The organism is Blastococcus sp. URHD0036, assembly GCF_000701365.1.
Classification (GTDB): Bacteria; Actinomycetota; Actinomycetes; order Mycobacteriales; family Geodermatophilaceae; genus Trujillonella.
Genome location: NZ_JNIK01000021.1, coordinates 185030 through 202156 on the forward strand (window position 1 = coordinate 185030; position 17127 = coordinate 202156).

21 protein-coding genes are annotated in these 17127 nt (G+C 74.8%); 3 read left to right on the forward strand and 18 right to left on the reverse strand.

What is annotated here, in order from left to right; translation table 11 throughout:
* Positions 1 to 4: 4 nt before the first annotated feature.
* Genes N555_RS0123030 through N555_RS0123055 form a run of 6 tightly spaced genes read right to left on the reverse strand, consistent with a single transcriptional unit; the run spans position 5 to position 3421 of the window.
* Positions 5 to 439 carry a ChaB family protein gene (locus N555_RS0123030; protein WP_029433849.1) on the reverse strand — a complete coding sequence of 145 codons (435 nt, stop codon included), beginning with the start codon at positions 437 to 439 and terminating at the stop codon, positions 5 to 7.
* A gap of 32 nt (positions 440 to 471) precedes the next feature.
* A complete protein-coding gene (locus N555_RS0123035; RefSeq protein WP_029433850.1) occupies positions 472 to 1359 on the reverse strand; it encodes an alpha/beta fold hydrolase in 888 nt (295 codons plus the stop codon).
* On the reverse strand, positions 1356 to 1760 hold the full coding sequence (locus tag N555_RS0123040) for an acyl-CoA thioesterase (protein WP_029433974.1): 405 nt from the start codon (positions 1758 to 1760) through the stop codon (positions 1356 to 1358). The genes N555_RS0123035 and N555_RS0123040 overlap by 4 nt, the downstream gene beginning before the upstream one ends.
* A complete protein-coding gene (locus N555_RS0123045; protein WP_029433851.1) occupies positions 1757 to 1999 on the reverse strand; it encodes a hypothetical protein in 243 nt (80 codons plus the stop codon). The genes N555_RS0123040 and N555_RS0123045 overlap by 4 nt, the downstream gene beginning before the upstream one ends.
* 8 nt (positions 2000 to 2007) lie before the next feature.
* Positions 2008 to 2265, reverse strand: coding sequence for a DUF2795 domain-containing protein (locus N555_RS0123050; RefSeq protein ID WP_029433852.1), 258 nt, complete (start codon positions 2263 to 2265; stop codon positions 2008 to 2010).
* Between the two features lie 25 nt (positions 2266 to 2290).
* Positions 2291 to 3421, reverse strand: a complete 1131-nt coding sequence (locus N555_RS0123055; protein WP_029433853.1) for a baeRF2 domain-containing protein — start codon at positions 3419 to 3421, stop codon at positions 2291 to 2293.
* 120 nt (positions 3422 to 3541) lie between these two features.
* Here N555_RS0123055 and N555_RS0123060 point away from each other — a divergent pair, with 120 nt between their 5' ends.
* On the forward strand, positions 3542 to 3877 hold the full coding sequence (locus N555_RS0123060) for a hypothetical protein (RefSeq protein WP_029433854.1): 336 nt from the start codon (positions 3542 to 3544) through the stop codon (positions 3875 to 3877).
* A 16-nt stretch (positions 3878 to 3893) separates the two neighbouring features.
* Here the strand turns inward: N555_RS0123060 and N555_RS0123065 are convergent, their stop codons facing one another.
* The 11 genes from N555_RS0123065 to N555_RS0123115 all read right to left on the reverse strand — a co-directional run bounded on the left by N555_RS0123065 (position 3894) and on the right by N555_RS0123115 (position 13381).
* Positions 3894 to 4790 carry a type II secretion system F family protein gene (locus tag N555_RS0123065; protein WP_231503104.1) on the reverse strand — a complete coding sequence of 299 codons (897 nt, stop codon included), beginning with the start codon at positions 4788 to 4790 and terminating at the stop codon, positions 3894 to 3896.
* Between the two features lie 28 nt (positions 4791 to 4818).
* Positions 4819 to 5760, reverse strand: coding sequence for a type II secretion system F family protein (locus N555_RS0123070; protein WP_029433856.1), 942 nt, complete (start codon positions 5758 to 5760; stop codon positions 4819 to 4821).
* Entirely contained in the window at positions 5757 to 7202 is a 1446-nt protein-coding gene (locus N555_RS0123075) for a CpaF family protein (protein ID WP_029433857.1), read from the reverse strand. The genes N555_RS0123070 and N555_RS0123075 overlap by 4 nt, the downstream gene beginning before the upstream one ends.
* Before the next feature lie 28 nt (positions 7203 to 7230).
* Positions 7231 to 8424, reverse strand: a complete 1194-nt coding sequence (locus N555_RS0123080; RefSeq protein ID WP_029433858.1) for an AAA family ATPase — start codon at positions 8422 to 8424, stop codon at positions 7231 to 7233.
* The gene (gene cpaB / locus N555_RS0123085; protein WP_029433859.1) at positions 8421 to 9182 is read right to left on the reverse strand and encodes a Flp pilus assembly protein CpaB; all 762 of its coding nucleotides are present in this window, start codon (positions 9180 to 9182) and stop codon (positions 8421 to 8423) included. The genes N555_RS0123080 and cpaB overlap by 4 nt, the downstream gene beginning before the upstream one ends.
* An 8-nt stretch (positions 9183 to 9190) precedes the next feature.
* Positions 9191 to 10156 carry a pilus assembly protein TadG-related protein gene (locus N555_RS0123090; RefSeq protein ID WP_029433860.1) on the reverse strand — a complete coding sequence of 322 codons (966 nt, stop codon included), beginning with the start codon at positions 10154 to 10156 and terminating at the stop codon, positions 9191 to 9193.
* Positions 10144 to 10533: a TadE/TadG family type IV pilus assembly protein gene (locus N555_RS0123095; RefSeq protein ID WP_029433861.1), complete on the reverse strand. Its 390-nt coding sequence runs from the start codon at positions 10531 to 10533 to the stop codon at positions 10144 to 10146. The genes N555_RS0123090 and N555_RS0123095 overlap by 13 nt, the downstream gene beginning before the upstream one ends.
* 112 nt (positions 10534 to 10645) lie before the next feature.
* Complete coding sequence (locus N555_RS26360; protein WP_034512147.1) at positions 10646 to 10843, reverse strand: Flp family type IVb pilin; 198 nt, start codon at positions 10841 to 10843, stop codon at positions 10646 to 10648.
* 207 nt (positions 10844 to 11050) lie between these two features.
* Positions 11051 to 11722 carry a prepilin peptidase gene (locus N555_RS0123105; protein ID WP_029433862.1) on the reverse strand — a complete coding sequence of 224 codons (672 nt, stop codon included), beginning with the start codon at positions 11720 to 11722 and terminating at the stop codon, positions 11051 to 11053.
* Between the two features lie 124 nt (positions 11723 to 11846).
* Complete coding sequence (locus N555_RS0123110; RefSeq protein WP_029433863.1) at positions 11847 to 12536, reverse strand: class F sortase; 690 nt, start codon at positions 12534 to 12536, stop codon at positions 11847 to 11849.
* Between the two features lie 77 nt (positions 12537 to 12613).
* Positions 12614 to 13381: a hypothetical protein gene (locus tag N555_RS0123115; RefSeq protein ID WP_029433864.1), complete on the reverse strand. Its 768-nt coding sequence runs from the start codon at positions 13379 to 13381 to the stop codon at positions 12614 to 12616.
* 214 nt (positions 13382 to 13595) lie between these two features.
* On the opposite strand from N555_RS0123115, the gene N555_RS0123120 reads away from it, so the two are divergent.
* A complete protein-coding gene (locus tag N555_RS0123120) occupies positions 13596 to 14162 on the forward strand; it encodes a copper resistance CopC family protein (protein WP_051684388.1) in 567 nt (188 codons plus the stop codon).
* Positions 14159 to 15541, forward strand: coding sequence for a CopD family protein (locus N555_RS0123125; RefSeq protein WP_051684389.1), 1383 nt, complete (start codon positions 14159 to 14161; stop codon positions 15539 to 15541). Before N555_RS0123120 ends, N555_RS0123125 begins: the two co-directional genes overlap by 4 nt.
* Positions 15542 to 15547: 6 nt before the next feature.
* On the opposite strand, the gene chrA is transcribed toward N555_RS0123125, so the two are convergent.
* On the reverse strand, positions 15548 to 16918 hold the full coding sequence (gene chrA, locus N555_RS0123130; protein WP_029433867.1) for a chromate efflux transporter: 1371 nt from the start codon (positions 16916 to 16918) through the stop codon (positions 15548 to 15550).
* Positions 16919 to 17127 lie beyond the last annotated feature (209 nt).

Sequence of the window (17127 nt, forward strand, 5' to 3'; positions counted from 1 at the left end):
CGGGCTACTTCTTCTTCTTGCGCGCCGCCGCGGTCTCCTTGGTGTTCGCCTTCTGGATGGCGTCGACCAGCTGCTTCTTCTTCATCGTCGTGCGGCCGGAGATGTCGAGCTTCTTGGCCAGCTTCAGCAGGTGCTCCTTGGTGGCGTTCGCGTCGACACCGCCCTTGGTCTTCCTCCCCGTGGCGCGGCCCCCGGCGGCCTGGGCGTCCGAGGGGCCCTTCTTCCCGCCCTCCTTGGGCTCCCAGTGGTCGCCGACCTTCTCATGGGTGTGCTTCACCGCCGACCAGGCCGTCTGGTTGGCCCGTCGACCCTCGCCGTAGGACTCGACCGCCGAGTCGTGCGCCTTGGCGAAGGTCCGCTGCGCCTTCTTGTCCGACCGCTTCAGGGTGCTCGGGAGCTCGCTCTGCTTCGCGGTCCCGCTCTTCGTCGTCTTCGGCATGGGCGCTCCCTACCCCGCCCCACCGGCCGGGATCACATGTCACCCAGGAAGGGGACCAGCGCGGCGACCAGGTCGTCCGGGGCCTCCTCGGCGACGTGGTGGCCGCTGTCGATCGCGGCGCCACCGCGCAGGTCGGCCGTCCAGCCGGCCCAGATGGCGCGCGGGTCGCCGTGCAGGTCCTCGAGGTCGTCGCGCCCGGACCACAGGACCAGCGTCGGGCAACCCACCCGGCGGCCGGCGGCGCGGTCGGCCTCCTCGTGCTCCCGGTCGACGCCGAGGCCGGCGCGGTAGTCCTCGAGCATGGCCCGCACGGTGTCCGGGTCCCGGACGGCGGCGAGGAAGTCGGCGTGGTTCTCCGCGCCCATGGTCTCGACCCGGCCGGGCCGGTGCGCGCCGTACCAGGCGTCGGGGTCGGCGCCGATCGCCTGCTCGGGCTTGTCGGGCTGGGCGAAGAAGAACCAGTGCCACCAGGCCGTCGCGAAGCGCGCGTCCGCGCGGTCGAGGTGCTCGACGACCGGGATGCAGTCGACGACGGCGAGGTGGCTGACCGCGGCGGGATGGTCCAGCGCCAGGCGCAGGGCGACGTAGCTGCCGCGGTCGTGGCCGACGACGGCGAACCGGTCGTGGCCGAGCCCGGCCATCAGGGCGACGACGTCGGCGGCCATGGCCCGCTTCGACGCCTGCGCGTGGTCGGCCCGCGGCGGGGGCGCGGTCGACCGTCCGTAGCCGCGCAGGTCGGGACAGACGACCGTGTGGCCGGCCGCGACGAGCTGCGGCGCGACCCGGTGCCAGGTGGTGTGCGTGCGCGGGTGACCGTGCAGCAGGACGACCGGCGGGCCGGCGCCACCGATCCGCACCCGGAGAATGACGTCGTCGGCCACGGCGACCCGCCGCTCGTCGAAGCCCGCGAAGAAGCTCACGCCTGGAAGCCGCTCCAGTACTCCCGCTCGGCCTCGGACAGCGGCCGGCTGCTGTCGGTGGCGAAGTCGAACAGCACCAGGACGGCGTCGGCGCGGATGGCCACCTCGCCGTCCTGCACGAGCTCCTGGCGGACGGTGAGCGACTTCGTGCCGAGCCGGAGCACCCGGCTCCGCACGCACAACCGCTCTCCGAGCCGGTAGCGCAGCTGGCGCAGGTAGTCGACCTCGAGCCGGGCCAGGATGATGTCCGGCTCGGAGCCCTCCGCCGTCCCGGGGCTGCCGGCCGCCATGGCCAGCCGCGCGTCCTCCAGCGGGCCGAGCGCGCGGGCGTGGTTGACGTGCCCGTAGGCGTCGGCGTCGCCCCAGCGGAGCTGGACCTCGTGCTCGTGCGTCGCGTTCAGGGCAGGTCCGCGGTGTCCGAGGACTGGCGGTGGCCGCCCTGCGCGTCGTCCGGGTCGGGGTTCACCGTGCGCTCCTCGGACTCGGCCAGGATCACCTCGGCCGCGGCCTCGGCCATGCCCGGGTCGCCGTCGGCCGCACCAGCCGCCTTCTCCTCCGGGAGGAGCTCCGACCTGGTCCGGATGTTGTCCTCGGTGACGTTCGCCAGCGCCTCGGGGCTGGGCTCCTTCTGCGTGACCACGTCTCTCCTCAGAAGCGCTTCTGCTCGGTGCCGAGGCCCAGTGCCTCGGCGACCTCCTGCACGTTGGTGAACTGCTGCCCGGCGGGCAGCCGCCGGAGGTCGGCGAGCACCCGGTCGGCGGCGTCGCCATCCTGCGCCTTGGCCACGAGGGCGTCGCGGTCGGCCGGCCAGACCTCCTTGCCCAGCGCCTCGGCGATCGCCGCACGGTGCTCGATGCTGCCCGGGTCGGTGCCGGGCGGGGTCGCGGCCTGGTGGGGGTCGGTCACGGGGTGCTCCTGTCGGTCGGGCCGGTCACTGCGGGGACGGGGTGGACTCGTCGGTGTAGCGGAGGACCGCCGCGACCGGGATGTCGCCCGGCATCGCCGTCCGGGGGACGACGACGACGGCCGCGTCGCTCGCGACCGCGGCGGCGAGCAGGGCCCGGTCGGCGGGAACGGCGGTACCGCGGGTCCCGAGCGCGTCCATGTCGGACTGCTGCACGCCCAGGACGGTCGGTGCGTCGCCGACGAGGAGCTGCTCGTCGTCGGGCCGGTCGGCCAGGACCAGCGTCTCCACCTGGCCCTTGCGCAGCGCCTCGACGACCGAGGCGGTCCCGGTGACGGCGAGGCCGTGGGCGCCGGCGGAGGAGATCTTCTCGACGGTCTCGGCCTCCTCGTGCGCCTCGTGCTCGGCGACCAGCTCGGCGGCGCGGCGCTCCACCGGCTCGCGGTCGGCGCCGGCGGCGCGGCCACCCTCGTCCATGGAGACGATCAGGTCGCTCCAGAGGTCGCTCGCCCGGTCGCCGAGGATCTGCCGGGCGCGCACGTCGCCGGCCAGCAGCACGAAGCGGGGCGAGAGCCGCCGCACCATGGAGCTGATGGTCTGCGCGACCTCCTCGGCGTTGTGGACCCACTTGTTCTCGGCGTTGTGCTGGTAGCGGTGGTGCGCCCAGCCGCCACCGGGGAACTTGCGGATCTGGAAGCTGTCGCCCTCCACCTCCTTCTCCTCCTCGACCTGCCCGGGCGTGCCGAGGAAGGAGATGTCGGCCCCCACGCGGTCGACGACCGCCACGACGTGCGGCACCCGGCCGGGGACCTGGCGCAGGACCGGCAGCAGGTGCGGCGACGGGGCGTACTCGGCGATCTCCTCGCGCGGCGCGTCGGTCAGCGCCTGGTCGAGGACGACGGTGCCGTCGGCGGCGACCACCAGCGCCCGGCCCCGCAGGGTCGCGATCTCGCCGCCCTCGTTGGCCTGCAGCAGCCGGCCGCGGACCGCCTCGACCACCGCCTGCGGTGCGCCCTGCTCGGTGAGCCGCTCCGCGACGGCGCGGACCCGCAGATCGAGCTCGGTGTCGGCCTTCTCGGTCGTGTGGGTCACGTCGGCGCTGACGGTGGCGTAGGGCCCGCTCGCTGCGAACACCGGCTGCAGGAAGGACACGTCCATGAGAGTGGAGAACTCCTCGGTCGATCAGGCCGCCGTCTCCTCAGCGGCTCTGGCCGCCTACCCACCGACCTGGGCCTCACACCCGGTGTCGTCCCCCCGGAGCCGGGGTAGGCGCCTGCCATGCCTCAGCACGACGAACTGCCGATCCCCGACTACGACCACCTGCAGACGGGAGCCCTCGTCTCCCGCATCCGCACGCTGGACGCCACCGGCCTGCAGACGCTGCTGACCTACGAGAAGGCGCACGCCAACCGCATCCAGGTGGTGCAGGCGATGCAGCACCGGCTGACCTCGGTGAAGGCCGGCGACCAGCCCTCCGGCGGCGATCCGGCGGCTCCGGCGGCCGACGACCCGGTGGCCGTCAGCGCCGGCTCGAAGGTCTCCGAGGCCACGAGCGGACCGCCGGTGAACCCGCCGTCCCAGGGGGACCCGACGAACCCGGCCCAGCCGCGGTAGACGCGCTGATCGCTCGTCAGCCGCCGAACACCTCCATCGCGACCGGCCCCAGCAGCACGATGAACAGCGTCGGCAGGATGCACAGGATGAGCGGGAAGATCACCTTCACCGGGATCTGCATCGCCTTCTCCTCCGCCCGCTGACGGCGCTTGAGGCGCATCTCGTGGGCCTGGGTGCGCAACACGTCCGCGATCGAGACGCCGAAGGCATCGGCCTGGACGACGGCCCGCACGAACCGGCGCAGGTCGTCGACGCCGGTCCGCTCACCCAGCGCCAGGTAGGCGTCCCGCCGGGGCTGCCCGACGCCGATGTCCTGCAAGGTGCGCACGAGCTCCTCGGCCAGCGGGCCCCGGCCGTTCCGGGCGGCCCGGGAGAGAGCGGACTCGAAGCCGAGCCCGGCCTCCACGGCGATGGTCATCTGGTCGAGGGTGTCGGCGAGCTCCAGGCTGATGGCCTGCCGCCGCTCTTGGGCACGGCTGATCAGCATCAGTTCGGGAACGAACCAGGTGACCACCGTGGCCAGGCTCATGACCACGACGAACAGGGGCTGGGGCTTCGCGGAGAGCACGAGCAGGCCGAGCACGGCAACCGCGGCGGCCAGCAGTGGTTTGGCGGCCAGCACCCGGCCGACCGGCCAGGCCGGCGGACGCCCGGCGCGGGACAGCAGCCGGTCGATCCGCGCGGCGGTGCCGCCGGGGGCGAGCGCCCGGGCCAGGCGCGCCCCGAACGACCGTGACGGACGCTGTCCGCTGCGGTCTGCGGCGCCAGCGTCGATGCCGCGCACGAGGTTGGCCCGGGCCATCGCCGTGGCGGCGCGCGGCCGGGCCACCACGGCCCAGCCGGCCAAGGGCAGGGCCACGCCGACGGCGAGGGTGGCCATCAGCACGAGCGGCGGGAGGTCTGGCGTCAGCACGGGTCCCCCTGGGGAGCAGCGTCGTCCATCAGAACCGGATGCTCACGGTCTTCTTCAGCCACAGGGCGCCGACCACGAGCAGCAGGACGACGCCCGCGAGCATCCCGTAGCCGAGGGCCGAGGAGGTGAAGGCGCCGAGGTAGCCGGGGTTGGTCATGAAGAGGAAGCCGGTGACACCGAAGGGAAGGGCCATCAGCACGTAGGCCGAGAGCTTGCCCTCGGCGGCCAGCGCCTTGACCTGCCGGCGCAGCGCGTTGCGCTCGCGGATGGTGTTGCCCACGACGTCCAGGACCTCAGCCAGGTTCCCGCCCACCTCACGGTGGATGGCGATCGCCTGGGTGACCCAGCGGAAGTCGTCGCTGTCCATCCGCTCGGCGACCTCCTCGAGTGCCGCGGTGAGGTCGCGGCCGACCCGGGTCTCGTTGACGATCCGGGAGAACTCCTCGGCGGACGGCGCGGCGGCCTCCTGCGAGACGGAGTCCAGCGAGCGCAGCAGGCTGTGCCCGGCGCGCAGGCTGCTGGCCATCAGCTGCAGCGAGTCGTCCAGCTGGTCGGCGAAGGCCGACCGCCGCCGGCCGGCGCGCACGGACACCAGCATCCGGACCACGAGAGGGGGCGCGGCCGCGAGCACCGCGGCGACGATCGGCCCTCCGATCACCCACCCGGCCGTGCCGAGGACGACGGCCGCCAGGCCGGTCAGCAACACCAGGTCGGGCAACGACATCCGCAGCCCGGCACGCTCCAAGGCCGCGCTGCCCGAGGCCATCCGGCCGCGCCGCGCCAGGGCGCGCTCGATCGCGGCCCCGGTCACCACCCCCACTCCGGCGAGGGCCGAGGACGCCGGCGCCGAGGCAGGGTCCAGACGCGCCATCGGCACCCGCGGCGGTCCCGCCGGGACCACGGCGAAGACGACCAGCAGCAGCGCGCCCGCCACGGCGAGGAGGCCGAGCGCCAGCAGGGCACCGCTCACCCTGCCCACCCCCGGGAACGGGTCGGCTCGGGCATCCCGAAGACCCGTGGCGAGACGGTGATCCCGAGGTCGGCGAAGCGTTCGACGAACCGCGGGCGCACGCCGGTGGGCACCGGCTTGCCGAGGAACCGGCCCCCCGCGTCGACGCCGGCCGCGTAGTCGAAGAGGAAGGCGTCCTGCAGGGTCACCGTCTCCCCTTCCATGCCCTGTACCTCGGTCACGTGGGTGACCCGGCGGGTGCCGTCGCGCAGCCGGGTGAGCTGGACGACGAGGTCGACGGCGGAGGCGATCTGCTCGCGGATGGCCCGCAGGGGCAGGTCCATGCCGGCCATCAGCACGAGGGTCTCCAGGCGGGCGATGGCATCGCGCGGGGAGTTGGCGTGCACCGTGGACAGGGAGCCGTCGTGGCCGGTGTTCATCGCCTGGAGCATGTCCAGGCTCTCCCCGCCACGGCACTCGCCGACCACGATCCGGTCCGGCCGCATGCGCAGCGAGTTCCGCACGAGGTCGCGGATGGTCACCGCTCCCCTGCCCTCGATGTTGGGCGGCCGCGACTCGAGCCGGACGACGTGGTCCTGCTGCAGCTGGAGCTCGACGGCGTCCTCGATCGTGACGATCCGCTCGCCCTCCGGGATGAACGACGAGAGCACGTTGAGCAGCGTCGTCTTCCCGGTGCCGGTGCCACCGGACACGATGACGTTCAGCCGGGCCTCGACGCAGCCCTGCAACAGCTCGGCCATCTCCGGCGACAGCGTGCCGAAACCGATCAGGTCCTCGACACCGAACGGGTCCTTGGCGAACTTGCGGATCGTGAGCGTCGACCCGCTGAAGGCCAGCGGCGGGATGATCGCGTTGACGCGGGACCCGTCGGCCAGGCGGGCGTCCACCAGCGGCGAGGACTCGTCGATCCGCCGTCCGACCCGGGACACGATCCGGTCGATGACCCGCCGCAGGTGCTCCTCGGAAGTGAACCGGGCGGCTGAGCGGACCAGCTTCCCGGACTGCTCGACGTAGACCGTGTCCGGCCCGTTCACCATGACCTCGCTGACGGTGTCGTCGTCGAGCAGACGCTGCAGCGGACCGAGACCGAGGACGTCGTCGGCCAGTTCGGCGGTGAGCCGGGCCCGCTCCTCGGCCGACAGCGGGACCTTCTCCTCCTCGACCACCTCGTCGAGCTCGCCGAGCACGAGGGTGCGCAGTTGGTCCTCGCCGAGGCTGGGGTCGTTGAGCCGGGCACCCATGCGCTCGAACAGCGCCTTGGCGACCCGGTCCTTCAGGCGGGCGAGCGCGTCGTTCGGCGGTGCGATCGGCACCGGCGGCAGCACGCGCGGGGCCGGCCGGGGCACCGGGGTCGCCGGCACCGCGGCACCCGGAGGCGCCGCCGCGGGGACGGCGGAGGTCTGCCGGCCGGAGATGTTCGCCAGGCGGGAGGTGAGGTCCATCAGCGCCTCCGGAGGACGGCGGGGGCGGTCACGACGCCGCGGCCCGGTGCTTGGCCCGGTACCGGCCCGGGCGGACGATGGGGGTGGCCGAGAAGCGGGCGACGAGCCGGCGCAGCTCCTTGGTCATCGGGTCACGCCCGCCGCTCTGCAGCAGCGGCACGCCCGTGTTCGTCGACACGGGCACGGCGGCCGACCGCGGCAGCACCACGTCGACTCCGGTGCCGATCGCCGTCTCGACGTCTCGCACGGAGAGGCCGGTCTTCGGGTCGGCGAAGTTCATGACCACGTGGCGGCCGGCCGGGATCATGCACAGCTCACGGAGGACGTCGAGCTCCTTGCGCAGGCCGCGGACACCGGGCACGTCCATCGAGCTCAGCATCACGACGTCGGTGGCCCGGTCGAGAGCGGCCAGCGTCTGCTCGGACAACCCCGGCGCGGTGTCCACGACCACGTAGCGGAACTCCCGGGCGAGCGCGGCCAGGAGCCGGCTCACGTCGTCGCCGGTGATGCGGTCCCCCGCGGCCGGTGACTCGCTGCCGCACACGGCGAACAGACCCGAGGTGTGCTGGGTGAGGAAGGTCTTGAGGACCATCGTGTCCTGGCTGGCCGCGCCCTGGACGACGTCGGGCAGCCCGTATTCGGGGACCAGGCCCAGGGCGTACGCCACGTCGCCGAACTGCACGTCGAGGTCGACCAGGACCGTCGACTGCGGCGCCGTCTCGGTGAGCCCGACGGCCAGGTTGGTCGCCACCGTGGTCTTCCCGACACCGCCCTTGGGCGAGGCGACGGTGAGGACCCGGCCGGTGTAGCGGGCCGCGTCCTCGACCGGCCGCAGCACCCGCCGCCGGGACAGGGCCGCCCCGCCCGCGTGGTCGATGGCCGCGCGCAGCGCGGACACGTCGGCCGACGGGGTCACCAGGTCACGGATGCCGGCGCGCATCGCCGCCTGCCAGAGCTGGGGCCCGGGGTCGGCGATGAGCACGACGCTGATGCCCGGGCACTGGACGTCCAGCCGCGAGGCCAGGGTGAGCACCTCGTCGGACGCGGCGTCCGGGCCGATCACGAGGACCTCCGGCAGCTCGCCGTCGACCAGCTGCTCGAACAGTCGCGCCGGGTCGCCCGGCAGCCGGCCCGGCGGCAGGACGTACATGTCGCCGTCGGCCGCGGCGTGGATCCGCGCGCTCAGCTCCGCGTCCGCCGCGGCCAGTACCACCCTGGTCATCGCGGCGTCGCCTCGCCGTAGACGTTACCCTGGGTGAGCACCTGAGTGCCGCTGGTGTCGGCGCCCTCCGGCTCGAGAGAGAGCCACAGCGTGCCGTGCTCCTGGCCGAAGACGATCTGCTCGGCGTCACGGGAGACGACCGCCAGGGTCACCATCAGCGATGCCGACGGGGGCTCCGCCGCGGCGCCGTCGTCCTGCGTGGCCTCCGCGCCGTCGCCGGCCCCGGCCGCTGTGGTCGCGCCCTGCACGCGGGTGACCAGGACCTGGTGCTGCACGGCGTGGGTGTTGGCCGTGCCGTCCTGGAAGACGATGGACAGGTAGACGCCGACCGTGTCCCCGGCGGCGAGCCGGCCGCCCACCACGCGCTGCGGCTCGAGCAGGACGCTGATCTCCTGCATGCCGTCGGGCACCGGCACGGTGCCCGCCTCGGCCTGCCGCGCCGCCGGGTCGCCGAAGCGCGCCGCGAGCAACTGCTCACCCGGCTCCAGGTCGACGTCGGCGACCAGGCCCTCGAGCTGGTCGAGGTCGGTCACCCGGCCGTCGACCGCCGTCTTGGCCGGCACGAGCTCGGTGCGGACGAACTCGGCGAGGTCATCGGCGGGCGTGCCGGCCGGGATCTCCTCGTCGACGACGAGGACCTCGACGGACTGCACCCCCTCGAGGGCGCGCGCGTCGGCGCCGCGCACGTATGCCATCAGCACCACCGCTCCGACGGCGGCGAGCAGAAGGGCGGCGAGGGCGGCCAGAAGTCGTCTCACGGGGGCACCTATCGGATCAGCCGGAGGAGTTCCGCACCCAGGTCGGGCGCGGTCGGGGACGTGGTGAAGTCGTCGGAGAGCTCGACCCAGCGGGTGAAGTAGCCGGAGATGCAGCGCTCGTTCCCGGTGCACGGCCGCGGCGTCGTGCCGAACTGGCCGCCCAGGAAGTAGCCGGTGATCTTGAAGGCCGCGTAGGCGTAGACGTGGTACCAGGCGTTGCTGCCGGTACCCCCGGACTCGTCGAAGATCGGCAGCAGCACCGTGGTCCCGACGAGCGCGGCGAAGTCCGCCGGCTGGCAGTCCGACGACGGCGTGTTGCCGGTCGATGAGGCGGATCGGCCGCCGACTGCGCCGGTCGCCCGGCAGTGTCCCGGGTCGGTCACCAGATAGCCGAAGCCGCCCGGGACGATGTTGCGCGAGGGTCCCGTGCAGCCCACGGTCCCCGACGTCTTGGTCAGCCGGATGGTGCGCACCGTCGTCCCCGAGGGCACGCCGTGGAACCCACCGCCGGCCTGCTGCGCGAACTCGCACACGGAGAACGCGAGCGGCAGCCGCGCCGTCCCGGCGGAGGGGGCGCCCCACGTGACCGTGGCGCTGGCTGTCACCTGCGTGGAGTCGATGCCGAGGATCGGCGCGAACCAGTGCTCGGTGGGGTGGCGGCCGGTGACGGTGACGGTGGAGGGGTTGCTGGTGAGGACCGGCGGCGCGGTGGTGGCCTCGCCTGCGTTGGCGGCGACGAGGGCGTCCGCGGTGGCCTGCATGTTCCCGCAGGCGCCCCGGGCGCAGTCCTGGGCGACGGCGAGCGCGGCTGCGTCGGCGGCCACCTGCAGGCGGGCCCGCTCGGCGTACACGGCGCCGACGTCGACGGCGATGGCGGCGAAGCCCAGCATGGGCACGAGCAGCAGCGAGATGAGCACCGCCGCGGCCCCCCGCTCGTCGCCGGCCCGGAGCCACCGCGCGGTCAGCCGCCGCATCGCATGACTCCTGTGCCGTGGAGGTCGACCGAGGTGCCGAACCAGCCGGTCATGAGGGGCAGGTCGTAGGTGATCGTCATGCGCACGGTCGTCGTCCCAGGGGTCGTGGGGCAGGAACTGGGCGTGATGGTGATCTGGGCGTTCGTGAGGGCCGGGTCCAGCGAGGAGGCCACCGATCGGGCGGCGGCTCGGGCGGCGGCCGGGTCGTTCTGCAGGGCCATGACGCGCACGCCCTCACGGGCGGCGGCCGAGAGGGTCCCCGACACCTGGAACCCCCGCCCGAACTCGACGATGCCGAGGACGAGCAGCAGGAGGATCGGCAGGATCAAGGCGAACTCGACGGCGCTCGCGCCGCGCTCGTCCCGGATTCGTCGCATGGTCCTGCCTCCTCTCGCGGGTCACGTGGGTCGGGATGGGTGGTGCCGGTGTGCGTCGGCGCGGCGGCCCCGGGGGATGGGGCCGCCGCGCCGACGGAGGATCCGGTCGGGATCAGGGCAGGGCGTCGACGACGCTCTGGAACAGGCCGGCGAGCTGGCCGCCGAGCAGCGCGACGACGGTGATGATCGCGACGGCGATGAGGCCGACCATCAGGCCGTACTCGACGGCAGTGGCGCCGTCCTCCTCCTTGCGGAGGCGGTCCTGGGCGAGGGTGTAGAGGCTGACGATCGCGGCGTAGGCGTTGAACACGGGTGCTCCCTGGGGGATGAGCCGACCGGGACGGGCCGGGGGTGGCCCGCCGTCGCGGCTGTGGGGAGCGCTTCGGGTCCCGCCGGGGAGCTCTTGAGGGATCTCCACCCGGACGACGTACGCAGTCACCCGCCCGCATGCACGGCCGGAGCCGTCGTCACGGACCGCGCACGCCCGACCGTGGGGAGCCGGAACGAGAAGGGCCGCTCAGACCGCCGGGGTGACCACCGCGACGGCCAGCGCCGACCCCAAGAGCATGGCCGGACCGAAGGGCAGGGCGCTGCGCAGGGTGACGCGGCCGGCGGCGAGCAGCACCACCGCGAGGAGGGCCTGCACCACGAAGGACGCCAGGACGCCGAACAGCACCGCGGGCCAGCCGAGCCAGCCGAGCGCGAGACCGAGGAGGGCGGCCAGCTTCACGTCGCCCATGCCCAGTTGCCCGGGGGCCAGCAGCGCCATGACCAGGAAGACGGCGAACAGGACGACGGCCCCGAGGAGCGCCCGGCCGAGCTGCGCCCAGTCGCCGTCGACCGCCGCGGCGGCGGTCAGCAGGAGCGCCACGACCGCGATCGAGGGCAGGACGACCCGGTCGGGCAGCAGCCGGTGCTGGACGTCGATCACCGCGAGCAGCACCGCGGCGACGGCGAGGACGACGAAGGCGGGGAGCTCGGGGGACGGTCCCGGGCGCAGCGCGGTGAGTGCGCACAGCACCGCCGTCCCGGCCTCGACCCAGGGCGGGCGGACGGCGAGCCGGCCGCGGCCCAGCAGATCCCGGACACCGGCGCCGGACGGCCAGGGGAACCGGCCGGCGAGGCGGTTGACGAACACACCGGTGAGCAGTCCGACCAGGCCGGCGACCACCACCGCGAGCGCGGTCACCGTCGGCGGGCGACGTCTGCGGCGGGCACGGGAGGCACCCTTGCACAGCCGCACCGGGGATCCGCGCCGCCCCGCGGGAGCGTCCGAGCGGGGAGGCGCCCCGTGGTCGCCTCCCCGTCGGGCGCTACGCGGCGCGGGTCTCGCGGAGCGAGGCGAAGACCACGATGTTGTCCAGGTAGCTGCGCGCCGAGCTGTCGAAGTCGCCGCCGCACGTGATCAGCCGCAGCTGCGGGTCGGGGGTGTTGCCGTAGACCTCGATGGTCGGGAACTCGTCCTTGGGGTGGCGCTCCACCCGGTCGACGGCGAACACGGCCACGGTCGCGTCCGCGCGGGTCACCTCGATCTCGTCCCCGGGCGTCAGCGCACCGAGGTCGAAGAAGACGCCGGGGCCGAACTCGGCGGAGTCCACGTGCCCGAGGATCACCGCGGGGCCGACGGCGCCGGGTTCCGGTCCGGGCTCGTACCAGCCCGCCCGGTCGTCGGCGGCCAGCGGCGGCACCTCGACCGTGCCGTCGTCGTTGAGGCCGAGGTCCATGAGGTCACTGCGGACGCCGATGGCCGGCACCGACACCGACACCGGGGCGGCCACCGGCACCGACGGGGACGCCGGCGCGGGCGTCTGCGGCGACGCCTCCAGGGACGGTGTCCCGGTACCCGGCGTCGTGGGAGCCGTCGTCCCGGCCGCGGCGTCGGGCTGGGGCGGGGAGTGCTGTCCGGTCAGGGCCACCACGAGCGCGAGGACACCGGCGACCGCCAGCGCGAGGGCGGCGAGCAGCCAGGTGGTGCGGGAGCCGGGGATGCGTCGCTCGGTCATGGGGGTCCTCCGGAGTCGGGAGCGGGCCGGCCGGGCCGTGCCGCGCGGGAGGAGGCTCCGCGCGGCACGGCGGTCGGTCAGGCCTGGTCGGCGGCCTGGCGGCGGCGGTAGGCGACGGCGCCGGCGGCAGCCGCACCGACGAGGGCGGCAGCGCCCACACCGATCGCGGTCTGCTGCTCGATGCCGGCAGTGCTGCCGCCACCGGTCTCGGCGCCACCGGCGGGCGTGGTGCCCATCTGCGCGGCGTCGAAGGCCCCACAGGCGGCCGGTGCGGTGGCCTCCATGGGCAGCGACGGGTCGAGGTCGCTCTTGATGTCACCGTCGTAGGTGCCGCTGCCGTCCTTGTCGACGCCGTGCAGCACGAGGACCGCGGTCCCCTGCTCGAAGGCGGCGGCCACGTCGGGCGTGAGCTCGATCGTGCGCGTGTAGGACTCGTTCGCGTCGGTCGGGAAGCGGTCGATGGCCAGGCCGCTGTCCGGGCTGGTGTCGCCGCTCGTGGTCAGCGACGTGCCGATGGCGCCGTACCGCGCAGCCGCCTCGGTCACGGCCACGAAGCCGTCACCGTTGGCGTCGTCGGCCTGGGTCGGGCAGGTGCCGGCCGCGCCGAAGTGGAAGTGCTGGGCGTGCGGTGCGCCGGCCAGCAGGCCGGAGGCGTCGATCGTCACCGTGGCGGTGTTCCCGTCGAGGGTCACCATGCCGGTGCCGGTGACGCCGGAACCGTTCACCGCGCCCAGGTTCGCCTGGAAGCTGTGGGCGCCCTCGTGGGCGGAGGCACCGGTCATGGTGAGCAGCGGGAACGCCGCCGCGGCCAGGGCGACGGTGGGCAGTGCGAAGGCCTTGCGCATGGGACTTCTCCTCGGGTTGGGAGGTGTACGCCGGCGCCTCGGAGGCGCCGGCCGCGGTTCAGGCCCGGGGAAGGGGCCGGACGGCGACTCGTGCCCGGGACCGGGCCCTGCTGCCGTCTCTGCACGGTCTTCGGCGGCCGATCCGGGATCGGTTCACTCGCGATCGGCGGAGGCACCGGCGAACCGGCGAGGGGGCGGCGGCCGAACGCCGTGCATGTCCTCCCGGATCGCCCTGCCGTTCCCATCCCTGCGACGCTCGGTGCTGCTGACGGCGCTGGCCGCCGTGGCGTCGATCGCGCTCCTGGGGCTCGGGGTGCCGGCGGCCTCCGCGCACGACGCGCTGACCGGTGCGGCACCCGCCGACGGCGCCGCGGTGGCCACGCCCCCGGACCGCGTCGAGCTGCAGTTCAGCGGCGTCGTGCAGGAGCTCGGCGCGCAGGTCGTCGTCCGCGGGCCGGACGGGACGACGGTGAGCCAGGGCGACCCGGAGGTCGTCGACACGACGCTGGAGCAGCCGCTCGGGTCCCGGCTGCCGGCCGGCACGTACACCGTCGAGTGGCGGGTGACGTCGGCCGACGGTCACCCGATCTCGGGCACCACCTCGTTCACCGCCACCACCGGCACCGGAGCCGGCCCGGCGGCGGACGGTGCGAGCGCGGCGTCCTCGACCCGGCCGGCGGCGGCGTCGTCGTCGTCCGGCCCGGGCATCGCCATCGCCGCCGGGATCGCCCTCGTCCTCGCGGTCACGGTCGGGGCCCGATCGCTGCGCAGGCGCGCGTGACCGCGCTCCTCCCGGGACCCGCCCCGGCGGTCGAGGCACCGGAAGGCCCACCCGCCGTCCGGAGCTCCTCGAGCCTCGTCGTCGCCGGCGCGGTGGCCCTCGGTGCGGTGCTGGTGCTGGCGCTGCTGGTCGGCGGCGGCGCGCCGGGCGGGGAGGCGTCCGGGCTCGCCGACGCGGGGCCCCTGGTGGGCTGGGGCCTGCCGGTGGTCACGCTCGCCGCCCGGATGACCGCCCTGGCCACCATCGGGACGCTGCTCTTCGCCGCCGTCCTGCTCCCCGGCGCGGTGCTCCCCGGCGCCTCCCGCAGCGCCGTCCGGGCGGCCTCCCGCTGGGCGCTCGCCTGGGCCGCCACCACCGTGGTGCAGGCTCTGCTCACCGTGAGCGAGCTGGTCGGCGTGCCGCCGACCGCCCTCACCGCCGAGTCCGTGCGGACCTTCCTCACCCACCTCCCGGCCGGGGACGCCGCCGTCGGCACGCTCGCCGCGGCGACGGCCGTCGCGGTCGCCGCCGGGCGGTGCGCCGGCTCCGGCGGAGCGCGGCTGCTGCTCCTGATCGCCGGCGCGGGCGTGGTGCTGCCGGCGGTGCTGACCGGGCACTCCGCCGCCGCCGAGGACCACCTGCTGACGACGACGACGCTGGCCGTGCACGTCGTCGCGGCCAGCGTGTGGGTAGGCGGTCTCCTCGCCGTCCTGGTGCACGGACGGGGCCGCGACGACCTCTCCCGCGCCGCCGGCCGGTTCAGCGTGGTGGCGCTGGGGTGCGCGGCAGCGGTCGGCGTCTCCGGCCTGCTGGCCGCCTGGCTGGTGCTCTCCGACGGCCCGGGGATCGGAGCCGGACTCGGCTCGGGGTACGGCCTGCTGCTGATCGGCAAGACCGTCGCCCTGGGCGCGCTCCTGGCCTTCGGTCGGCAGCACCGCCGCCGGACGCTGCCGGACCTCGGCGAGGGGCGGCCGGGCGCATTCCGCCGGTTCGCCGCCGTCGAGGTCGGCGTGATGCTCGCGACGGTCGCCCTCGCCGTCGCACTCGCGGCCTCTCCCCCGCCCGCCGCCGCGGCGAGCACCCCGGGCCCGGTGAGCGCGCCGGCGTCCGCGGGTGCGACGGCGGCCCCTCCGCCCGGGCACGACCACGGCGACCTCGTCGTGCCGGTGCTGGTCGACCCGAGCGGGTTCACCGTCACCGAGACCGTGGCGCCCGGCTCGGTGGTCACGGTGCACAACCCGACCGATCTCGACGTCACGGTCACGGCCGACGACGGCTCCTTCGACAGGGTGGTGCCCGCCGGCAGCCTGACCTCGTTCCCGGCGCCCGAGACCCCGGGCAGCTACCCCTTCACCAGCCGGCACGACCCCGCGTTCACCGGGGTGCTGGTCGTCGGCTGACCCGGATCAGCCGACCGGCACCCCGGCGAGGCCGGCGACCAGACCGACCAGCGCGCAGACGCCGAGGGTGCGCAGCACCGACCAGCGGAGCCGGAACAGCAGCAGGGCGGCCAGGGCGGTGATGCCCACCGCCAGCCAGCGCACCGAGCCGAGGTCGGGCACCTCCAGGCCGACCGGGCCCCAGCCGACGCTCGAGCTCTCGGCGAAGAGCGTGTGCACCGCGAAGAAGAGGCCCAGGTTCGCGATGACCCCCACGACGGCCGCGGTGATGCCGGCCAGCGCCGCCGACAGCGACCGGTTGCCGCGGAGCCGCTCCATGTACGGGGCGCCGAGCAGCACGAACAGGAAGCTCGGCACGAAGGTCACCCAGGTCACCAGGAACGAGGCCAGGACGGCGGCCACCCACGGGTCCAGCGTGCCCGGGTCCCGGTAGGCGCCGAGGAACGCGACGAACTGCACCACCATGATCAGCGGCCCCGGGGTCGTCTCGGCGAGGGCCAGGCCGCGGACCATCTCCCCCGGCGCGAGCCAGCCGTACACGGAGACGGCCTGCTGGGCGACGTAGGCCAGCACGGCGTAGGCCCCGCCGAAGGTGACGACGGCGGTCCCGGAGAAGAACAGCCCCTGCTCGGCGAGCACCCCGCCGCTGCCGAACACCAGGGCGACCGCCGCGACGGGGAGGGCCCACAGGACCAGCCCGACGGCCAGCACCCGCAGCGTCCGGCGGCCGGACGGCACCTCGGTGTGCAGGACGTCGTCGGAGACCACCGGTGCGGGCCCCGCGTCCGCCGCGTCCCCCGCGTTCTCCGGCAGCGCGCCCGGTCGCACCCGCCCGAGCAGCCACCCGGCCAGCCCGGCGAGCGCCACCACGGCCGGGAACGGGACGCCGAGGAGCGCCAGCGCGAGGAACGACGCGACGGCGATGGCGACGAGCACCGGCGCGTGCAGCGCCCTCCTGGCCACCCGGACGACCGCCTGGGCGACGATCGCGACCACGGCCGGAGCGAGCCCCGCGAAGAGCGCGAGGACCGCCGTCGTCGTCCCGAAGGCGACGTACACGGCCGACAGGGCGAGCAGCGCCACGACGCCCGGCAGCACGAACAGCCCACCCGCGACCAGGCCGCCGCGGGTGCCGTGCAGGAGCCAGCCGACGTAGGTGGCCAGCTGCTGGGCCTCCGGTCCGGGCAGGAGCATGCAGTAGTTCATGGCGTGCAGGAACCGGCGCTGCCCGATCCACCGCCGCTCGTCGACGAGCGTGCGCTGCATGACGGCGATCTGGCCCGCCGGGCCGCCGAAGGTCTGCAGCGAGATCAGGAACCAGGCCCGCACGGCCGTGCGGAACGGGACCACCGGGGTGGGCAGGACGTCGTCGGTCATCGGCCCCCCTCCCGGTCGGCAGCCGGCAGCGTAGGTACCCCAGGTGAACGGCCGGTGCGCGTGCGGCGCCGGACCGGGGAGCGGAGCTCGGAACCCGGTCCGGTGCCCGGCCGGGGAGTCCCCCTCCACCCGGTCGGGCGCGGCGCTGCGTCGCCGGAGGCGACGTCTCCGACGATGGTGCTCCTCCGTCGGGCCGCGCGCATCCCGGC

Bases quoted from the DNA above. Each gene is read 5' to 3' on its own strand.
- N555_RS0123030 (WP_029433849.1), bottom strand. From the start codon at position 439: ATGCCGAAGACGACGAAGAGCGGGACCGCGAAGCAGAGCGAGCTCCCG.
- N555_RS0123055 (WP_029433853.1), bottom strand. From the start codon at position 3,421: ATGGACGTGTCCTTCCTGCAGCCGGTGTTCGCAGCGAGCGGGCCCTAC.
- N555_RS0123060 (WP_029433854.1), top strand. From the start codon at position 3,542: ATGCCTCAGCACGACGAACTGCCGATCCCCGACTACGACCACCTGCAG.
- N555_RS0123075 (WP_029433857.1), bottom strand. From the start codon at position 7,202: ATGGACCTCACCTCCCGCCTGGCGAACATCTCCGGCCGGCAGACCTCC.
- N555_RS0123080 (WP_029433858.1), bottom strand. From the start codon at position 8,424: ATGACCAGGGTGGTACTGGCCGCGGCGGACGCGGAGCTGAGCGCGCGG.
- N555_RS0123090 (WP_029433860.1), bottom strand. From the start codon at position 10,156: ATGCGGCGGCTGACCGCGCGGTGGCTCCGGGCCGGCGACGAGCGGGGG.
- N555_RS0123095 (WP_029433861.1), bottom strand. From the start codon at position 10,533: ATGCGACGAATCCGGGACGAGCGCGGCGCGAGCGCCGTCGAGTTCGCC.
- N555_RS0123110 (WP_029433863.1), bottom strand. From the start codon at position 12,536: ATGACCGAGCGACGCATCCCCGGCTCCCGCACCACCTGGCTGCTCGCC.
- N555_RS0123115 (WP_029433864.1), bottom strand. From the start codon at position 13,381: ATGCGCAAGGCCTTCGCACTGCCCACCGTCGCCCTGGCCGCGGCGGCG.
- N555_RS0123120 (WP_051684388.1), top strand. From the start codon at position 13,596: ATGTCCTCCCGGATCGCCCTGCCGTTCCCATCCCTGCGACGCTCGGTG.
- chrA (WP_029433867.1), bottom strand. From the start codon at position 16,918: ATGACCGACGACGTCCTGCCCACCCCGGTGGTCCCGTTCCGCACGGCC.